General features: G+C 45.4%; 9 protein-coding genes, 1 other RNA gene and 2 pseudogenes. 7 read left to right on the forward strand and 5 right to left on the reverse strand.

Going from position 1 to position 19,324, the window contains the following annotated elements; translation table 11 throughout:
* The first annotated feature begins 24 nt into the window (after nucleotides 1–24).
* From FO447_RS08175 to FO447_RS08195, 5 genes and pseudogenes are all read left to right on the forward strand, one after another.
* Nucleotides 25–474: a DUF1896 domain-containing protein gene (locus FO447_RS08175; RefSeq protein ID WP_200758423.1), complete on the forward strand. Its 450-nt coding sequence runs from the start codon at nucleotides 25–27 to the stop codon at nucleotides 472–474.
* Nucleotides 461–5,212 (forward strand): annotated as a pseudogene (locus FO447_RS08180) (DNA methylase); the annotation flags it as partial. The gene FO447_RS08175 and the pseudogene FO447_RS08180, both read left to right, overlap by 14 nt.
* 677 nt (nucleotides 5,213–5,889) lie before the next feature.
* The gene (gene ltrA / locus FO447_RS08185) at nucleotides 5,890–7,575 is read left to right on the forward strand and encodes a group II intron reverse transcriptase/maturase (RefSeq protein WP_049702337.1); all 1,686 of its coding nucleotides are present in this window, start codon (nucleotides 5,890–5,892) and stop codon (nucleotides 7,573–7,575) included.
* Nucleotides 7,559–8,752 (forward strand): DNA methylase, encoded by a 1,194-nt coding sequence (locus FO447_RS08190; protein ID WP_367379670.1) that lies wholly within the window; start codon nucleotides 7,559–7,561, stop codon nucleotides 8,750–8,752. Before ltrA ends, FO447_RS08190 begins: the two co-directional genes overlap by 17 nt.
* A gap of 680 nt (nucleotides 8,753–9,432) precedes the next feature.
* A complete protein-coding gene (locus tag FO447_RS08195; protein WP_117695445.1) occupies nucleotides 9,433–10,164 on the forward strand; it encodes a UpxY family transcription antiterminator in 732 nt (243 codons plus the stop codon).
* Between the two features lie 212 nt (nucleotides 10,165–10,376).
* Here the strand turns inward: FO447_RS08195 and FO447_RS08200 are convergent.
* A pseudogene (locus FO447_RS08200) lies at nucleotides 10,377–11,207 on the reverse strand (IS1380-like element IS612 family transposase); the annotation flags it as partial.
* A 167-nt stretch (nucleotides 11,208–11,374) separates the two neighbouring features.
* A complete protein-coding gene (locus FO447_RS08205; protein WP_005814044.1) occupies nucleotides 11,375–12,664 on the reverse strand; it encodes an IS1380-like element IS612 family transposase in 1,290 nt (429 codons plus the stop codon).
* Between the two features lie 705 nt (nucleotides 12,665–13,369).
* On the opposite strand from FO447_RS08205, the gene FO447_RS08210 reads away from it, so the two are divergent.
* On the forward strand, nucleotides 13,370–15,199 hold the full coding sequence (locus FO447_RS08210; protein ID WP_234698953.1) for a VapE domain-containing protein: 1,830 nt from the start codon (nucleotides 13,370–13,372) through the stop codon (nucleotides 15,197–15,199).
* Nucleotides 15,200–15,341: 142 nt separating this feature from the next.
* Here FO447_RS08210 and FO447_RS08215 read toward each other — a convergent pair whose 3' ends face one another.
* Entirely contained in the window at nucleotides 15,342–16,775 is a 1,434-nt protein-coding gene (locus FO447_RS08215; RefSeq protein ID WP_234698954.1) for a PepSY domain-containing protein, read from the reverse strand.
* A 171-nt stretch (nucleotides 16,776–16,946) separates the two neighbouring features.
* Here FO447_RS08215 and ssrA point away from each other — a divergent pair.
* Nucleotides 16,947–17,344: a transfer-messenger RNA gene (ssrA, locus tag FO447_RS08220) on the forward strand.
* Nucleotides 17,345–17,408: 64 nt separating this feature from the next.
* On the opposite strand, the gene FO447_RS08225 is transcribed toward ssrA, so the two are convergent.
* Together FO447_RS08225 and rsgA are read right to left on the reverse strand one after the other, a co-directional pair.
* Entirely contained in the window at nucleotides 17,409–18,323 is a 915-nt protein-coding gene (locus FO447_RS08225; RefSeq protein ID WP_200756029.1) for a helix-turn-helix domain-containing protein, read from the reverse strand.
* Between the two features lie 43 nt (nucleotides 18,324–18,366).
* A complete protein-coding gene (rsgA, locus tag FO447_RS08230; RefSeq protein WP_144153446.1) occupies nucleotides 18,367–19,299 on the reverse strand; it encodes a ribosome small subunit-dependent GTPase A in 933 nt (310 codons plus the stop codon).
* Between the last annotated feature and the right edge of the window lie 25 nt (nucleotides 19,300–19,324).

The following is a 19,324-nucleotide window of genomic DNA, read 5'->3' on the forward strand; positions in this document are numbered from 1 at the left end:
CCACTTAATCCATTCAACAGACAAATGAACAGAAAGAAACAGGCACAGACAGAGCTGTCCTATTACGGACTGTACCTCTTGAACCACCTCAGAGAGAACCGTTTTCCACAAGCCAACGATGCAGACTTTATCCGCGAACGTGCAGACCATGCCGCAGAAGTATATGAGCAGGCACGGCGTGATGCCCTCTTTGCCGATGCAGCACAAGAGCTTGCCATGTCAGCATTGCTGAAAGGTCTCCGCTTTTCCAAGTACAGCATCCTGTATGATGTTGTTGACAGTGAGTTTCCCCTGGAGGTAGCAGTAGAAGATCAGGAAGCGTTTGTCAAGCACCTCCTGCCTTTGGTTGACAACGTGTATTCCATTTACGACCTCACCGATGATGATTTTGCCCAGTCACCGGACTACGACCAGCTCTATACAGAGTTGACGGGAGCCGTAGCCCTTTTCATAGAGTCAAATGGCGTACAATAGAAAACAACGTCTGAACGACAACATCAAGGCTATAGAGACGGCATTCATCCTTGACAGGGAACAGCGCACGCCGACCGCCCGTGAGCGTCTCCTTCTGGAGCGTTATTGCGGATTCGGTGGATTGAAGTGCATCCTGAACCCTGCCAGGGAACTGGCGGATGCCGTCCATTGGGCAAAGTCAGACCTTGAATTGTTTGCTCCAACAGTGGAGCTGCATAGACTTATCTGTAAAAACAGCAAGAATGAAAGCGAGTACAAACAGTTGATGGACAGTCTGAAACAGTCTGTCCTCACGGCATTCTACACGCCGTCAGCCATTACGGAGGCTCTGACGGATGTGTTGAAAGAGCATCAGATTATCCCCGAAAAGGTACTTGAACCCTCGGCAGGCATCGGTGCCTTTGTCGATTCCGTCTTGGATAACAATCCCAAGGCAGACATTATGGCATTTGAAAAAGACCTGCTTACAGGAAAGATACTCCGCCATCTGCACCCGGAGCAGAAAGTGCGCATAGAGGGATTCGAGAAGATAGAAAAGCCTTTCAATGACTACTTCGACCTCGCCATCTCAAATATTCCCTTTGGCGATGTTGCCGTGTTTGATCCGTCCTATACAGCCATGAAAGGCATGAGGGCACTTGTCACCAGACGCATACACAACTACTTCTTTGTCAAGGCTCTTGATACGGTAAGGGACGGCGGGTTGGTTGCCTTCATCACCTCACAAGGCGTATTGAATGCCAAAAACAACAGTGCCGCGCGTTTTATGATGCTCTATCATGCTGATCTCGTGTCAGCGATTCGTCTTCCCAACAACCTGTTCACGGAAAATGCCAATACGGAAGTGGGCAGTGACCTCATCATCCTCCAGAAAAACAGCCAAAAGGAGTCGCTGCGAGGAGACGACAACCTGCTTGATACCGTCTATAATGACGAGAACCGCATTCCGACAAACAACTACTTTCTGGAGCATCCGGAACGCATTATCCATACAACAGCAAAGTTGGATACTGACCCGTTCGGCAAACCTGCAATGATATACACGCATGAGGATGGCGTGGAAGGCATTGCAGAGGATTTGCGAAAGATGCTCCATGAAGACTTTAAGAAGAACCTCAATTTGAACCGATACTTGGGGATAGAGGAAACAAAGGCTGAGGAAGTTAAGGAGGTTGAAGAAACAGAAAAGATAGAAAAAACAGAGAAGATAAAGCCTTCCATTGAGGAAAAGCAGAGCGATACGGTAGTATCCTTGCAAAAGCAGGAAAAGCCTACTGATGATGCAGAGCTATCCCAAAAGTCCAATCATCATCAGCCACCAGTGCAAATGACGCTGTTTGACCTTTGGGGAATGGAAGAAGAAAACCGTCTGACTGTCCATGCTACAAAGAAGAAAGCAGAGGTAACAGTGGGTGCTGTCGCCAAGAAAGTGTCAAGGAAGAAAGCAAGTCCGTTGGTAAAAAGCGTAAATCCGACTTTTGAAGTTGTGACAAAGCCTGTGGAAAAAGAAGAAAAGCCTTCGTTGACAGATGCAAAAGAGCAGGAAACAGCACAGGAGACAAAACCAATCCTGCTTGGGGATGAGCCATACGCAAGCATCTCTTGGGAAGAGAATCCGCCAATCAACGGCTTTTACGAGATGATGATGACCATGGCTCCCGAAGACAGGGTGCTGCTGCGCCAAAAGGCGGAACTGCACCGTCAGGAACAACTCAAGGCTTTGGGCGTTGAAGATACGCTTGATCCGAAGTTCAAGCCGCCGATGGAACCGATAGAAGTTCTCAAAGCTCAAATCGGGTATGGACAGTCGAAAGGGAATGAGCCAAAAGAAGATTCCAAGACTCAGAACACATTGGAAGAAACAGATCATGAGCGGGAACAACAAAAAGGGCAAGAAAGAAAGCGGGAAGAGCTGGCAAAGAAGAAAGAGGATGCTATGAAGCCCCGTCCATTTGATGAGAAACTGGATAGTTTTCATCGTGAGGGTTCTATGGTGCTCGACTCTGCCAGAAATATCGGTGTATTGAAAGACCTTACCAAGTATGGTGCTACCTTCATGCCGTTGGATCTGAATATGGAGCAGAAAGAAAAGGCTGTCCTGTATATCGCCCTCCGTGATGCCTATCAGAAACTTTACACCTATGAAGCGGAAGAACAGACGGAAAACAAGCAGATGCGTGAGAGTCTGAATGTCTATTATGACGCTTTCTTCATTCGCTTCGGCAACCTCAATGCCAAGCAGAACGTGAAGTTCATCCTCATGGATGCCTCAGGGCGCGACATGCTGTCATTGGAACGGGTGGAAAACGGACAGTTCATAAAGTCAGACATCTTCGACCACCCGGTCTCTTTTTCGCTTGACGAGGTCAGTCATGTCGATTCTCCAGAGGAAGCGCTCACCGCCTCGCTCAACAAGTTCGGCCGTATCGACTTGCCGTATATGACTGAATTATCGGATATGCTGGAACCGGAACTGACGGAAGCGCTTAAAGGGCGCATCTATTACAATCCGCTCATAGACGGCTACGAGATAGCCGACCGCTTCATTGCTGGCAATGTCATAGAGAAAGCGGAGCGTATAGAAGAATGGCTGAAGGAAAATCCCGACCATGCAATCGTGAGGGAGTCGTTGGAAGCCTTGAAGGCAAGCATTCCCGAACCGATAGCCTTTGAGGACCTGGACTTCAACTTCGGTGAGCGTTGGATACCTACAGGTGTGTATTCCGCTTACATGAGCCACCTCTTCAATACACAGGTCAGCATCGTCTATTCCGACAGCATGGACGAATATTCGGCAAAATGCAGTATGAAGACCATGGCCATCACGGATGAGTATATGGTGAAGGGCTATTACCGCAACTATGACGGCATGAGTCTTCTGAAACATGCCCTGCACAACACTTGTCCCGACATGATGAAGAGCATCGGTGAGGATGAACACGGCAACGACATCAAGGTGCGTGACAGCGAGGGCATACAGCTTGCCAATGCCAAGATTGACGAAATCCGCAACGGGTTCACTGAATGGCTGGAGGAGCAGTCTGACTCCTTTAAGGAACGCTTGACCACAATGTACAACCGGAAGTTCAACTGCTTCGTGCGTCCGAAGTATGACGGTTCTCACCAGACCTTCCCCGGCTTGGACTTGAAAGCCCTTGGCGGAAAGTATGGCATCAAGAGTGTGTATCCAAGTCAGAAGGACTGTGTTTGGATGCTTTTGCAGAACGGCGGCGGGATATGTGACCACGCCGTAGGTACAGGCAAAACCCTCATCATGTGCATGGCTGCGCATGAGATGAAACGCCTCGGTATGGCTCACAAGCCGATGATTATCGGGCTGAAAGCCAATGTCGCGGAGATAGCTGCCACCTATCAGACAGCTTATCCCCATGCGAGGATACTCTATGCCTCGGAGAAGGATTTTTCCACCAAGAACCGTGTCAGTTTCTTCAACAACATCAAGAACAACGACTATGACTGTGTAATCATGTCGCATGACCAGTTCGGGAAGATACCGCAATCGCCAGAACTCCAGCGGCAGATATTGCAGGCTGAGCTTGATACCGTGGAGGAAAACTTGGAAGTGATACGCACGCAGGGCAAAGACGTGTCGAGGGGAATGCTCAAAGGCTTGGAAAAGCGAAAGCAGAATCTGGAGGTGAAGTTGCAGAAGATAGCCTACAGCATCGAGCAGCGTACCGATGATGTGGTGGACTTCCGCATGATGGGCATCGACCACTTGTTTGTGGACGAGAGCCACCAGTTCAAGAACCTCATGTTCAACACCCGTCACGACCGTGTGGCAGGACTCGGCAACAGCGAGGGGAGCCAGAAGGCACTCAATATGCTCTTTGCCATCCGAACCATACAGGAGCGGACAGGCAGAGACTTGGGAGCGACATTTCTGTCGGGAACAACTATCAGTAACTCACTGACTGAGTTGTATCTGCTTTTCAAGTACCTGCGCCCCAAGGAACTGGAGCGTCAGGACATCCGCTGTTTCGATGCGTGGGCGGCAATCTTCGCCAAGAAAACTACCGACTTCGAGTTTAACGTCACCAACAACATCGTACAGAAGGAACGTTTCAGATACTTCATCAAGGTACCGGAGCTTGCTGCTTTCTACAACGAGATAACCGACTATCGCACGGCGGAGGCGGTTGGCGTGGACAGACCACAGAAGAACGAGATCCTTCATAACATACCACCGACACCCGAGCAGGAGGACTTCATCCAAAAACTGATGGAGTTTGCCAAGACGGGCGATGCTACCATCCTCGGCAGACTTCCACTGTCAGAAACGGAAGAGAAGGCAAAGATGCTCATTGCCACGGACTATGCCCGAAAGATGGCTCTCGATATGCGCATGATAGACCCGACTTGTGAGGATCATCCCGACAATAAGGCGAGCCATTGTGCCAAGATGATAGCGGACTATTACAAACGCTATGACAATCACAAGGGCACGCAGTTCGTATTCTCAGATCTTGGCACATACAGACCTGGGGAATTCAACGTGTATTCTGAAATCAAGCGTAAGCTGATAGAGGATTATGGAATACCCTCGTCAGAGATTCGCTTCATTCAGGAGTGCAAGAACGAGAGGGCAAGAAAGGCGGTGATAGCAGCCATGAACGAGGGTTCGGTACGAGTATTGTTCGGCTCCACATCCATGTTAGGTACAGGCGTAAATGCACAAAAAAGGTGTGTTGCTATTCATCATTTGGACACACCGTGGGTGCGACATGAAGTCGCATAGATAATTGTTGGAATGATACTTTAAGTATCAGTTTTAACCCGCTGTTCCGTCAGCGGTAGCCTACCGACCGATGCACCTTAATGTTGTATTAAGCGGTCGGGACAAAGTACACTTTCACAAGACAAGACAGAACCGTGAGGGGAAGTCAAGTATGGTTAGTATCATACCGTAGAGTGGCGAGGCTGGATAGTATGGTTAGCGTAAGCGAACTGTTAGTAAACTTCGTAATGTCGTAAAAGAGTGCAAGATACTGATACACTCTACCCAAAATGGGATGCGGTCAGATAATCCTCTCCATGGTAGGATTACACGGATGTAAAGACCGTCGGAGGATGAGACAGAACCTAACCTATCCGTTAGTTATCTATGTGGAACATGGTAAGCCTGTACATCTCCTGTCAGACAAAAGACAGGTAAGCTGAAAGTAATGGATGCTGAATGATGTGCAGGTATAAGATAACAGAGAAAGCGAATGCCGTTCTGTAATGGGACGGATAGGGTTTGAGCCACTTATCACGAGTTGACAAGGGACAACATCAACCTACCACGAAAGTGGGCAGACTTCTGTGGTAATGTTTGGGAGGCAAATACCCAACATTAGCCAAATGGTAATTCTTTACAATAAACTTTTAGAACTTTTTAAAGTAGGAATGCAAATGAACGATAAAATCAAAGAAAATCTCCTCGACCAATCGTGTGCGCCGACTGACAACCTGCAATCAAATTGGGACAGAATAGACTGGACTAAGGCGGAGCAAGCTGTTAAGAAGCTTCAAGCTCGTATTGTAAAGGCTCAGAAGGAAGGCAGACATAACAAGGTGAAAGCCTTGCAATGGACGCTTACCCACTCTTTTTACGCAAAAGCCTTAGCCGTAAAGAGGGTTACTTCTAACGGGGGTGGTTGTACTCCTGGGGTTGACAAAGAAATATGGGATACCCCTAAAGCTAAAATGCAAGCAATAACCCAACTCAAACGCAGAGGCTACCAGCCAATGCCGCTGAGAAGAGTTCATATCAAGAAGAGCAACGGCAAACTGCGACCGTTGGGAATACCGACAATGAAAGACAGAGCCATGCAAGCACTCTATCTTATGGCATTGGAGCCTGTATCAGAAACTACAGCTGATACTCGTTCATACGGTTTCCGCAAGGAACGCTGCTGTATGGATGCAATACAGCAATGTCATAACATTCTCCGAAAGGGATATTCTCCCGAATGGATTTTGGAGGGTGACATAAAAGGGTGTTTTGACCATATCAGCCATGAGTGGTTACTTGCCAATATCCCAATGGATAAGGCAATACTCCGAAAATGGTTGAAATGTGGCTATGTTTTCAACAAGCAAATGTTCCCGACCGAGGAAGGAACACCGCAAGGTGGTATAATTTCTCCGACACTTGCCAATATGACTTTGGACGGATTGCAGAAAGCTCTTGCAGATAGATATAAGCGCCATCATGTTAATGGTAAGTTGTATTCACCAATGGTGAACCTTGTACGTTATGCGGATGATTTTATCATCACTTGCGAGAACAAGGAAACTCTTGAAAATGAAATCAAGCCATTGGTTGCTGAATTTATGTCTGAAAGAGGTCTGACCTTATCAGAGGAAAAGACGGTGATAACCAACGTGCATGACGGTTTTGATTTTCTTGGCTTTAATATCCGCAAATACGGCAAGGACATATTGACCAAGCCGACAAAGAAATCCGAGAAACGCTTTATGGAGAATATCCGTAAGGTAATTAAGGAGAACAAGGGTTGCAGACAGGAGTCGTTAATCAGAATGTTGAACTCTAAAATCCGAGGATGGGGAGGTTATTATCAGCATGGGGCGACACGTGATTCATTTCACAGAATCGACCATCAGATATTCCTCTCACTATGGCAATGGGCAAAACGCCGTCATTCCAAGAAAGGGAAACGGTGGATAAAAGACCGATATTGGCATGACATTCGAGGGAACAAATGGACTTTCGCTTCAAAATTCAAGAAACCAAACGGAAAGGAAGACCAATTGACATTATTGTCTCTGACTTCATCGTTTCCATTCCTGCAATACACGCAGATTAAAGGAGACATGAACCCGTTTGATGCAGACTGTCGTCTGTACTTCTATAAAAGAAAGAAGTCGAAAATGCTTGTTACGCTAAAAGGACGCAAGTCACTGCTGTACCTATGGGAAAAGCAAGGACGCAAATGTCCTATATGCGGTGAGCCTATTGATACGCACAAGGCATGGAATGTCATGCCAACCGTTCAAAACGGAAAGAAATGCAATCTGTTGGTTCATGATGAATGTTTTAAATTATCCCGCAAATCAAATGGAAACAAGAAGTAGTTTGAGCCGGTCTCTGCATACAAACAGAGGCTTAGAAAAGCTTGAGCCGTATGAGGGGAAACTCTCATGTACGGTTCTTAGGGGGGAAGAGGGCAGCAATGCCCTTGACCTACCCGATCGACCGTCAGACTTGGCACAGCGTGACGGTCGAGGTGTGCGTGCTGGTAACGAGATTGCCAAGCTGTATGCCGACAATAAGGTGGATGTCATCATCTATGCGGTGGAAAAGTCGCTTGACTCTTACAAGTTCAACCTCCTGCACTGCAAGCAGACTTTTATCTCGCAGTTGAAAAGCGGAGCCTTGGGAGCGAGAACCATTGACGAGGGAGCGATGGACGAGAAATCGGGCATGAATTTTTCAGAGTATATGGCTATTCTCTCCGGAAATACCGACTTGCTTGACAAGGCGAAGCTGGAGAAGAAGGTTGCTTCTCTGGAGGGTGAGCGCAAATCGTTTAACAGGGGCAAGCGTGATTCGGAACTGAAACTGAAGTCAAAGTCAGAAGAGCTGGACGGCAATCGGACTATACTCAAAGGCATGACAGCGGACTATGACAAGTTTATGAGTCAGGCAAAGAAGGATATGGACGGGAATATTCTCAATCTCATCACCCTTAACGGTCTCGAGTCCAATAATCTGGAAGTGATAGGCAAACAGCTTCAAAGGATGGCAAAAACAGAAAGGACAGATGGGGAATACAAGGAAATAGGTGCTATTTATGGATTTCCTATCAAGGTCGTAAGCGAGACAAACTTTGAGAGCGGTCTTCCCTTCGTTGATAACCGCTTTGTTGTTGAGGGCCATTACAAGTATCAGTACAACAACGGACATCTCGCCAAGTCGGACCCGATAGCTGCAGCAAACAACTTTGTGAATGCCCTGCAGAAGATACAAGGGTACATTGAACAGTATGATTCAAGATGCAAGGCTTTGGAAAAGGAAATACCGCAACTGGAAGAGATAGCTGGCAAGACTTGGAAGAAAGAGGATGAGCTGAAAGGTCTAAAAGCTGAGTTGGCGGCGTTGGACAGGAAAATACAGCTTGAACTTGCTCCATCTACTCCAGAGATAGATAAACCAGAAAAGTCTCATGAAATAGAGGAACAACATAAACCCAAAAACGACCATACAGAATCAACTGTTGCTCAAAACAGGATGTTTCGAGTAGGTCTTTAAAATATTATAATAGGTGACAGACATATATATAATATGTTTGCCACCTATTATGATGCAATTATTATATATAATTTCAGAGATATTCAAGCAAATAGATTTAAATTGTCTTAAATTTGCTGCAAAAGATAGACTTTTTCAATTGTTGTTGCTGTTTTCTCAATTATTTTTCGTACTTTTGCAATCGGACTGTATTTGCTTGACCGCAGTTGTCACTGTTAGACGTGTTCTTTCAAGATAACCGAGTCGGCAGCCTACGCCGTGCTGAGTGTAGTGAAGTCACTTATCTGACATATCTATACAAAAGCGGACATTGGGTGGGATGACAGTCCAGACATATTGAAGGCGTTTATCGACGCTTTGTTCTTGACACATCGAAATCTTGCAAACTTCCGATATTATAGTCATGAACATAGCCAACGGTAGATGTCCCGGGTGTGATTATATCTATCCGTGGAGTACTGTGTATACTCATATTGTATCTTATTGGGTGCGATGTTGATGTGTACATCTGTTTCTGCATGGAGTTTATATATTCATATCGGCGTGGGCTCTGACGTTGTCTGTTCAACTATAATAGGCAATGCAAGAGCCTCGATGTGTGGGATGGACAACAGGACGATCTCACGCTTTTTTATGTCGGAATTTAACGGATTTCTGTCTAGAAAAAAGTTAGCACCGATATGAAAGTCGATGAATGGACATCAACAGATGTACACACCCCAGGAGGCGGTGAACTCCCTCCTTGCGCTGGACTTACCTCCAACGCCCTCCCCGAAGCTCAAAGCACTATTTCCGCAGAGAGTTCACAAACAGGGGTGTCCACCAGAAATGCACATATAGCAAGTAAGTCAAAAGCTCAAAAAGAGATAGACGTTCCCCATTGGTATGCCTTACGCACCACTTATGGTAGAGAAAAAAAGGCATACGACTATATGACAGCCAAAGGCATTACGGCTTTCTATCCAACTACCAGTGTTGTAAAACTTATAAAAGGTAAGCGCAAAGTTGTTACCGTATCACGTTTGCCGAACATTTTCTTTGCATACGGTACAGAAGAAGAAGTCAAAACTTTTGTTTACGACAACGTAAATCTCCCATTCCTTCGTTTTTATTATCGGCACATCCATATTGGTCGCAAGATAGAAAAGACACCAATGATAGTTCCCAACTATCAGATGGATAGTCTTAAAATTATCTGTGCTGCTGATGTGGACAATACCATCGTGACATTAGATGAAGTACCAAAGTTTGAAAAAGGACAATTGGTGAGAGTTATTGATGGCGCATTCAAAGGAGTTATTGGGAGGGTCGCAAGATGGCAAGGGCAACAGAGAGTAGGTGTTGTGGTGGATGAATTGGTAACTGTTTGTACAGCTTATGTGCCAAGTGCCTTTTTGGAAATTGTAGAATGATTATTCATATTCAACGCAGAAATGATGAACAAAAAAATTGCACCTAAAATCCGCAACGATCATCCAATACACGATTAAGGGTAGATTTATGAGTCGTTAGTAGCAGCTTTCAGTAAAAAGCAACAGCACAACATCAATATGTAGCCACCATCCCCTTACCCCACGATGCGACTTGAGGTAATACGCAGATTCAAACCGGAAAGAAAGGATTCTTATCCGAATTCTGTTTTGAAGGGTTTTGCATAAGCGCGGTTCTCTGTGTAGATATTCAGCACGTATTGCCTTGCAGTCATGATCCACTTGGCAGGTACGGAGATGAATCTGAAGACAAAAGCCTTTATGCGACTCGTTTTCTTGAGCCCAAAAGCCTTGGTGTCAAGCCTGCTCATGATGGTCTTGTAGAAATTGTGTATCAATGCAGTAAGCAGAAGAAAGACAGTATTCTCCGCCATGAATGACTTGGGGAGCCTGCTCCAACCGAATCCGTTGTTCATGTCGTCAAAGATACGTTCCTTGCCGCCACGCAGATTGTAGAATTCAACAATGTCCCTTGTCGATGACTTGTAATCGTTGGTCAGAATACAACGGTAAGTGTATTCGCCTTCCCATAGGTCAAGGTCGCCACTGTTGCGTCTTTGTCTCTGGATGACAAGACGATAGCACTTGCCTTCCCATTTCTCAACGAGAATGGAATTGAGTTCGAACTGGATGCCGTTAATCTCCTCCGTCTTCCATCCTCTCAGAGCAAAGATGTCATTGTAGAGCGAACTGCATCGGTTGGCACGGATGTAGAAATGTTTGCAATGCTTCTCTATCTCACTGACGATTTCCTTCGAGCAGGAACCGCAGTCTGCCCTGAAGCGATTTACACGGATGTTCTGGGATTCCAGAAGAGCGAAGAATCTCTTATGGGTGTCTGCCTGATGAAAACGCACATTCGTGTTGCCATCGCTGTTCTCGATATAGACTATCTTGTCACCGATAACATATACGCCAGGCCTGTAGCCGAGGAACTTTTTGTAGGTCGGTTTTGCATCATACCTAAAATCCGCAACTATCATCCAATACACGATTAAGGGTAGATTTATGAGTCGTTAGTAGCAGCTTTCAGTAAAAAGCAACAGCACAACATCAATATGTAGCCACCATCCCCTTACCCCACGATGCGACTTGAGGTAATACGCAGATTCAAACCGGAAAGAAAGGATTCTTATCCGAATTCTGTTTTGAAGGGTTTTGCATAAGCTCGGTTCTCTGTGTAGATATTCAGCACGTATTGCCTTGCAGTCATGATCCACTTGGCAGGTACGGAGATGAATCTGAAGACAAAAGCCTTTATGCGACTCGTTTTCTTGAGCCCAAAAGCCTTGGTGTCAAGCCTGCTCATGATGGTCTTGTAGAAATTGTGTATCAATGCAGTAAGCAGAAGAAAGACAGTATTCTCCGCCATGAATGACTTGGGGAGCCTGCTCCAACCGAATCCGTTGTTCATGTCGTCAAAGATACGTTCCTTGCCGCCACGCAGATTGTAGAATTCAACAATGTCCCTTGTCGATGACTTGTAATCGTTGGTCAGAATACAACGGTAAGTGTATTCGCCTTCCCACAGGTCAAGGTCGCCACTGTTGCGTCTTTGTCTCTGGATGACAAGACGATAGCACTTGCCTTCCCATTTCTCAACGAGAATGGAATTGAGTTCGAACTGGATGCCGTTAATCTCCTCCGTCTTCCATCCTCTCAGAGCAAAGATGTCATTGTAGAGCGAACTGCATCGGTTGGCACGGATGTAGAAATGTTTGCAATGCTTCTCTATCTCACTGACGATTTCCTTCGAGCAGGAACCGCAGTCTGCCCTGAAGCGATTTACACGGATGTTCTGGGATTCCAGAAGAGCGAAGAATCTCTTATGGGTGTCTGCCTGATGAAAACGCACATTCGTGTTACCATCGCTGTTCTCGATATAGACTATCTTGTCACCGATAACATATACGCCAGGCCTGTAGCCGAGGAACTTTTTGTAGGTCGGTTTTGCATCATACTTCTCCGTTTCAAGGAACTGATGGTCAAAGTCAACATCGTATTCCTCAATTTCCTTCAACTCGCCTGTAGAAACCAAAGCGTTTATAAGCAATGTGTTGAGTTTGTCTGCAGTATTGAAATCATAGGTCTTGCCTTGGTCGGAAGTATAGGAGATGTTTTCCTGTGTCAGTTCCTTGATGGCTCTGAGGATGGTATCAGAGCTGCATGTACGAAGGGTAGGATGATACGAGAGATGGCGCATCAGTTGTGACGTTACATCTTCCACGCATGAGCCGCCACAGAAATAAACGCTCATCAGCGAACGGACTATCTCGCTGAACTGATATCCGAAGATACTGCTGCATCTCTGACCCAGTGTTGAGTCGATAACGGGTGAAAGCATGGAGTCAAATTTCTCCATGATTGAAAAAATTCCTCCAAAAGGTGTGAGTTTCTCAGATTTAATTTGTATTTTTGCCATGTCATATTAGAGTTTTGCTTGTTTTCTTTTTGCAACACTAAGATAAGTGAAAATTCTGACATGGCAAAATCCTGGGCAACTTTTTGTTGCTCAGGAACTTATAAATAAAGTTAAATTATAGTGTTGCGGAATTAAGGATAAATTAAGCTATTTTATGTAAATTATTCCAATATAGCGATTGTTATTTCGTGTAGTTATTGTATCTTTACTGCAGAGAAGAGTTGTTTGACAGCAAACGTATGCATATTGCAGAAATTGGGACTGTTGCCAAATCATTATCTCTATTGAGGTAAAAGACTCATAATTCGCTCATTTTAAGCTATTCAGCAGATTTCAGCGTATTTTTTGAGAAAAACACAGAAAGTATTGAGCAAAAAAGCATTTTTTCGGTTCAATGCTTGGGGATTTCAATCTTTTTTCGTAACTTCGCCATCGATGCGGAAGGAATTACGTCCCGACGTAGCATCTGATACATCGCGACGTAACAACAACTGCGTCACGACGCAGCATCAGATACGTCGCGACGCAGTTTCAGATACATCCTGGCTTAGCAAGTAATGCTTTCCGAAATCCAAGTGAGCCTCTTTTGCCCCCAAATGAGTCTCTTTTGAAATTCAAATGAGCCTCTTTTGAACTCCAAGTAAGCTCTACTCAAACATTACGTAAGCCTCACTCGAAAAAGAAATAACTTTAATAACAGGACAGATGAGAATAACAGTCATCAGAACCAATCGGCAACACCAGCTTTGCGTTACCAACAGAAGTATCGGACACCTTTTGGAGCGTATGCTCAAAGATGATTCCAAGTTTACCATCCAGAAATTCAGAGATGTGGTTCCTTCCATGAATTTCGGTTACGATGGGTATAAAGACATGCCCACCTGGCACCGGGTATACCCTGCCGCCGAGTTTCAGAAAGAGGAGAACGGGAATCTCAGGATGAAGGCATTCAACGGCCTCTTGCTCCTATCGTTTAGGAATATACTGAAACCAGAAGACGTCCTGCTCGTGAAGAAACAAGCTGCCTTTCTCCCCTCCACCCTTATTGCCGTGACCGGAGCCGATGGCAGAAGCGTGGAAATACTGGTGAAATTCTCCGATGAAAAGGGTGAACTGCCTACAGATGAAGAACATGCCAACCAACTCTACCAAAATGCATACCGACACATCCTGCCCATCTACCAGTCTGTCATCCATGCCGAGATAGCCAGCCAAAAGCCTTCGATAAGAAGCTATTTCCTCCTTACGCTCGATACCCAACCCTATTATAATCCTCAGGCTGTCGCCTTGAAAGTAGACGAGAAACTGATGCTTCAGGAACCAACCCCATCCATACCTGAGGCTAAAAGCGACCCGACTGACAAGAAAGAAAAAGGCATGAAAGGCTCGAAAGAGAACATCGAGAAGATGATGAAATATCTGAACGAGAAGTATGACCTGAGATACAACATGGTGATGAAATATACCGAATATGTACCGAAGGACAAGGAATGGATTGGATTTCAAGCCGTGGAACCGAGAGTACAGAAGAGTCTGACACTAGAAGTGCAACTGGCAGGTATCAACGTCAGCATCAAGGACGTTAGAAATTTCCTGGAATCCAATTTCATCAAGAACTATAATCCAGTAGAGGATTTTCTGTTCACCTGTTATGACAACTGGGACGGCAAGGACCATATACGTGCCTTGGCACGTACCGTGTCTACCAACAACCCGCACTGGGAAGACTGGTTCTACACCTGGTTTCTAGCCATGGTGGAGCAATGGCACAACCGCACCGGCAGACAGTATGGCAACAGCGTGGCTCCCCTGCTCATATCCAAACAGGGCTACAACAAGAGTACTTTCTGCCGCCGACTGATTCCACCCCAGCTGCAATGGGGCTACACCGACAATCTGATTCTCTCGGAGAAGAGACAGGTGTTGCAGGCTATGAGCCAGTGCCTACTTATCAATCTGGATGAATTCAACCAGATTTCAGCCAAGGTACAACAGGGATTCCTGAAAAATCTCATCCAGTTGCCAAACGTGAAATACAAGCCACCCTATGGCAGCCATGTACAGGAGTTCCCCCGCACCGCCTCCTTCATCGCCACAAGCAATATGGACGACATCCTGACCGATCCTTCCGGCAACCGCCGATTCATCGGTATCGAACTGACGGGCCCTATTGATGTAAGCGTGCGCCCCAACTATCAGCAACTCTTTGCCCAAGCAGAAAAGGCAATCTGGAATGGAGAAAAGACCTATTTTGATGCAGAACAGACGGCTCTCATCATGGAGAACAACAGGCGATACCAACAAATAGATCCAGTCATGCAATGCTTCAGCGAGAGTTTTACGCCAACAGAAGACGAAAATGAGGGTACTTTCATGACTGCCGCCGCCATTTTTAGCGAGTTAAAGGCGAAATATGGGGCATCATTGGAAGCTAAAAGCCTTCTTTCGTTCGGTCGATGCCTGAAGAACATCGATGGGCTGAAGAGAAAAAGAACAATGAAAGGTACTGAGTATCTGGTTATTAGACGAAAATAGCATTAAATTCTCACAATGGCAATATATGGCAATTCCCGGCGCTTTTCCGAGAATTGCCATACGTACTTTTACACTGATTATCAACCATTTGCACATACAATATGGCAATATGGCAATTAAAACAACGCATTCAAACTTTTTTTTATTTTTTCTTCACCAGCCTAATGACATACCCAGACCAAAGACACCATACGGCAAGTATTCCCATCACGAAGATAAATATATATGTAGCAATACTACCTATGAAGATTCTACCGCTATGAGCCTCCAGAGCCACATTCCATAATGACATGGGCAGTTGGTTCATATAAGCGGGTTGTGGCGCAAAGTCGGTTCCATCATTATACTCAGCAATGACAGGCGTATCAGAGAAATCCTGGCTCATACCTGCTATCGCCTTTTTTCCGAATGGTGCGCCAGCGTTCTTTAAAGCAGCTTTCCCGGTAGAATAATCAACGGTTGTCCCCTTTACTCTATCCCAAACAAAGAGACCACTAAACGAACCGCAATACCATTTACCATCTTTGTTTTTCTGAAGGACATTCAATCCCATAACACTGACTGGTGGAGTATTGGAGATGGACTCCAACTTTCCTGTCTGGAAATTCACGGAAAAGAAACCATCCGAAGTTGACAAGAGCCAGTCACCGAACTTTTCATCATAACGCACCACACGGAGTTTGTCATTCCAAGGGTTCTTGCTATGAAGCGTCGTCCCAGGAATAGACGGCATCTTGTTCAACACCAAGGCTATCATCACAGGTGGACGAAGGCACCAACCTGTCAGGGCTATCAACAAGGTAAGCATGATGGTGTATCGGCCTATTTTGTCATGCCATTGTAGCGAAAAGCGAAGCAATCTCTTCTGTTTAGGCTTTAACCAGAAGATAAGACCTGAGATGCAGAGCAACACCAGGATGATGGCAATGCCATCTACGATAAGTTTACCAATGCTGCCAAACAACTCTCCACTGTGAAGCAGCCATATCGTACGAAAGACTGTAACCTTCCCATCATACTCCTTTGGCATAGGCAATTCTATCCGGTGGAAGTTCTGATAAGGTGGCAAGGAAACATAAGCATAGGAGCGGCTGAGAACCAAAAGCGTATCTCCATGAGCAGAAATGTCGCTCAACTTCTCTTCCGGCTCTGTTGGAAGAGTTACGCTTTTCCATATTTTGTGACTCCCCAACCGGTAGAGTGAAAATGGAGATACCGACCAGACAGAACCATCATCCGTTCTGATAACATTTCTTATCTGTCGGCAGTCTGCTCCTGCTGGAATCCCCTTATTAAAGTCCCTGAATGTGGAAGCTGTAGAATCCGTTTGCCAGATTCCCCCGTTTCCATACAGCAATATGGCATCATCCAAAGCAAGCGTTCCCCTCAGCAACCCGCCATTCCAATTCTTGAATTCATAGCGGCTTGGCAGATATTTCCTGCTCACGTCCACATCTTTGATAAGCGAACGGTGGTTGAGCAAAATACCCGACAAGCAGAACATCAGCATGAAAAAGCTCATACCGATACCTAACCATTTATGTTGTTTTCTCCAAGTTATTTTTTTATTTAGCATATTCATAATCATTATTACTATCTTAAATCAGGCTGCAAAGGTACATATTTCTAAGAAGGTATGCAATACCTAAAAATAATGAAAATGAGGATGCTGGCAGTTTTTTCCCTAAAAATATTTGGTAATTTCAAATTTTCGCCTTATCTTTGCACCCAATATCAGAAAAATCTCGGGGTTGACTGGATTTGACGGCGAGATGAAATGGTACGTAAGCATGCGGAGGCTCGTTGGCTACCTCCTTAATCCTAGTGAACAAAAAATTAATTGGCGAAAATAACTACGCTCTCGCTGCCTAGTCGAAGTATAGTAAACTAGCTTTATTCCAGCACAGGGTGCTGGAACGAGACATCGCTCAACGGATGTTGTTCCGAATCTTGTTGATCAAGCGGTGCAGGTAAATCGGAAATAGTTCATGTACGCCTCGTTGCATGGATGAAATTTTAGAGGATAAGGGTATGATTGGTGGTCCAGGTCCTGTCATGCCTCGAAAACCGAAGGCTGGAATAAGCATGTAGAAAGCGTATGGTTTCCTTGTGCGGACGAGGGTTCGAATCCCTCCAGCTCCACCCTATTTGATAGAAACAAAAAACTCGCAGATTCTTTCTTTAGAATTTGCGAGTTTTTATTTTGCTGTTATTGTTTTCTCAAACTTTCACGATACTTCAGAGGTGACATGTGCAGATGCTCTCTTACATATTTACCGAAGAATGAGGTATTAGAAAAGCCCAGTATACCTGAAATCTCCTTGATTGTTTTCGTTGTAGAACGGAGATAATAGGTGATATCAGCAAGCGTATACTCCGTAATCCACTCTATGGCCGTCTTGCCGGAATGGCGCTTGCAGATGATGGAGAGATATTTTGGCGTGATGCAAAGCTGCTGCGCAAAATATTCTACAGGCTGATGCTTGATTTCGCTCTGCTGCAACATCTCCAGGAACTTATCAAAGAAATCGCTGGCACTGGTTCCCAAAGTTTCTTTCGGGAGATCTGTCAGCAAAAGATTGCTCACAGCAAGAAGAGCACTCTTCAGGAGCGTCTCCACAATCTCACGGCGATATGGTTTCCACGAACTGCGGTCGTTGAACTTCGGATCCAAACAGAGGCGCACCAAGTCGGTAAACTTAGAATAGAATACCATATCCACCTCGTTCATCTTCAACACCGAAACCTTGCTCACATACATGGCACGATTCCATACCGAGATATGAGAACGAAGAATACCAAGCAAGCCGTGATTGCTGACACACATGGCAGTGCATGCAAAATCTTCCGACACCTCTTTGATGTCGAGAATAGAGTTAGGCGGACTGATAAATATATCGCCCTTCTCCACGATGATTTCCCGCCCGTTGAGTTCAGCTCTCAGGCTGCCTCTCTGACAAGATGCAATCATGTTCATCTGGAATCTCATAGGGTCGGGGTTCTGCAACACCTTGACATTATCTATAATCAAGATGTCCTCATCCAGATAGCTCGCACTGATTTCTGCACTCTGTGCGAACTCACCTTCTTCGATACGCTGCCTGACGTCCTTCTGTTCTTTCATTAATATGTTTTTTTTAAAATTCTTCGTTCTTCACTCTTCCCTATCAAAAAGCCTCTCTGTATTTATTTTCGTCCTTATCCTCCAACATTGAGAGATAACTCTGGTAGCGGCTAGCTGCTATATAATGTTCCTCAACCGCCTTGATTACCGCGCACCCCGGTTCGTGGGTATGGGTACAGTCAGAGAACTTACAATCCTGAGAGAACTTGAAGATTTCCTTAAAATAGCTGGTCAGCTCTTCCTTTTCGATATCAAAGGTACCAAAGCCCTTGATGCCCGGAGTATCAATGAGATAACCACCTTCCGGCAGTTCCAGCATCTCACTGAAGGTTGTGGTATGCATTCCGCTATTATGCGCCTCGCTGATTTCGGCGGTACGCTGCTCTGCATCAGGAATGAGCTGGTTGATGAGGGTTGACTTTCCTACCCCGCTGTTGCCACTCAACAAAGATTTCTTATCCTTGATAAGAGGTCGCAACTGTTCAACTCCTTCTCCTGTAGCTGCCGACAATTCGATACATTTATATCCGATGGTTTCATAGAGCGTACACATCATCTTCTCGTAATGCAATTCTTCTTCTGAAAGTATGTCACTTTTATTGAAGATGATGATAACAGGCACTCTATAGGCCTCAGCGCCAGCCAGGAATCGGTCGATGAAGGTAGTAGATGTCTGCGGATAATTCACCGTTACCACAAGCAGCGCCTGGTCTACATTAGCAGCCAGAATATGACTCTGCTTACTGAGGTTAGGTGATTTACGAATGATATAGTTTTGGCGGTCTTCGATAGAAGAGATAAATGCCGTACCCTCCTGGTTGGTAATAAGCTGCACATAATCGCCTACAGCCACAGGATTGGTGCTGCGGATGCCCTTCAATCTGAAATTGCCCTTGATTTTACTTTCAATCAGCTGGCCATCGTCTGTCTTGACGGTGTACCAGCTGCCTGTATTTTTAATAACGAGTCCTCTCATTATCACTTATTAAATAATGTAAGTC

It is taken from the genome of Segatella copri (assembly GCF_015074785.1).
Lineage (GTDB): Bacteria > Bacteroidota > Bacteroidia > Bacteroidales > Bacteroidaceae > Prevotella.

Excerpts from the sequence above, each read along its gene's own strand:
- rsgA (WP_144153446.1), bottom strand. The coding sequence starts at position 19,299 with ATGAGAGGACTCGTTATTAAAAATACAGGCAGCTGGTACACCGTCAAG.
- FO447_RS08195 (WP_117695445.1), top strand. The coding sequence starts at position 9,433 with ATGAAAGTCGATGAATGGACATCAACAGATGTACACACCCCAGGAGGC.
- FO447_RS08190 (WP_367379670.1), top strand. The coding sequence starts at position 7,559 with ATGGAAACAAGAAGTAGTTTGAGCCGGTCTCTGCATACAAACAGAGGC.
- FO447_RS08225 (WP_200756029.1), bottom strand. The coding sequence starts at position 18,323 with ATGAAAGAACAGAAGGACGTCAGGCAGCGTATCGAAGAAGGTGAGTTC.
- ltrA (WP_049702337.1), top strand. The coding sequence starts at position 5,890 with ATGAACGATAAAATCAAAGAAAATCTCCTCGACCAATCGTGTGCGCCG.
- FO447_RS08205 (WP_005814044.1), bottom strand. The coding sequence starts at position 12,664 with ATGGCAAAAATACAAATTAAATCTGAGAAACTCACACCTTTTGGAGGA.
- FO447_RS08210 (WP_234698953.1), top strand. The coding sequence starts at position 13,370 with ATGAGAATAACAGTCATCAGAACCAATCGGCAACACCAGCTTTGCGTT.
- FO447_RS08175 (WP_200758423.1), top strand. The coding sequence starts at position 25 with ATGAACAGAAAGAAACAGGCACAGACAGAGCTGTCCTATTACGGACTG.
- FO447_RS08215 (WP_234698954.1), bottom strand. The coding sequence starts at position 16,775 with ATGCTAAATAAAAAAATAACTTGGAGAAAACAACATAAATGGTTAGGT.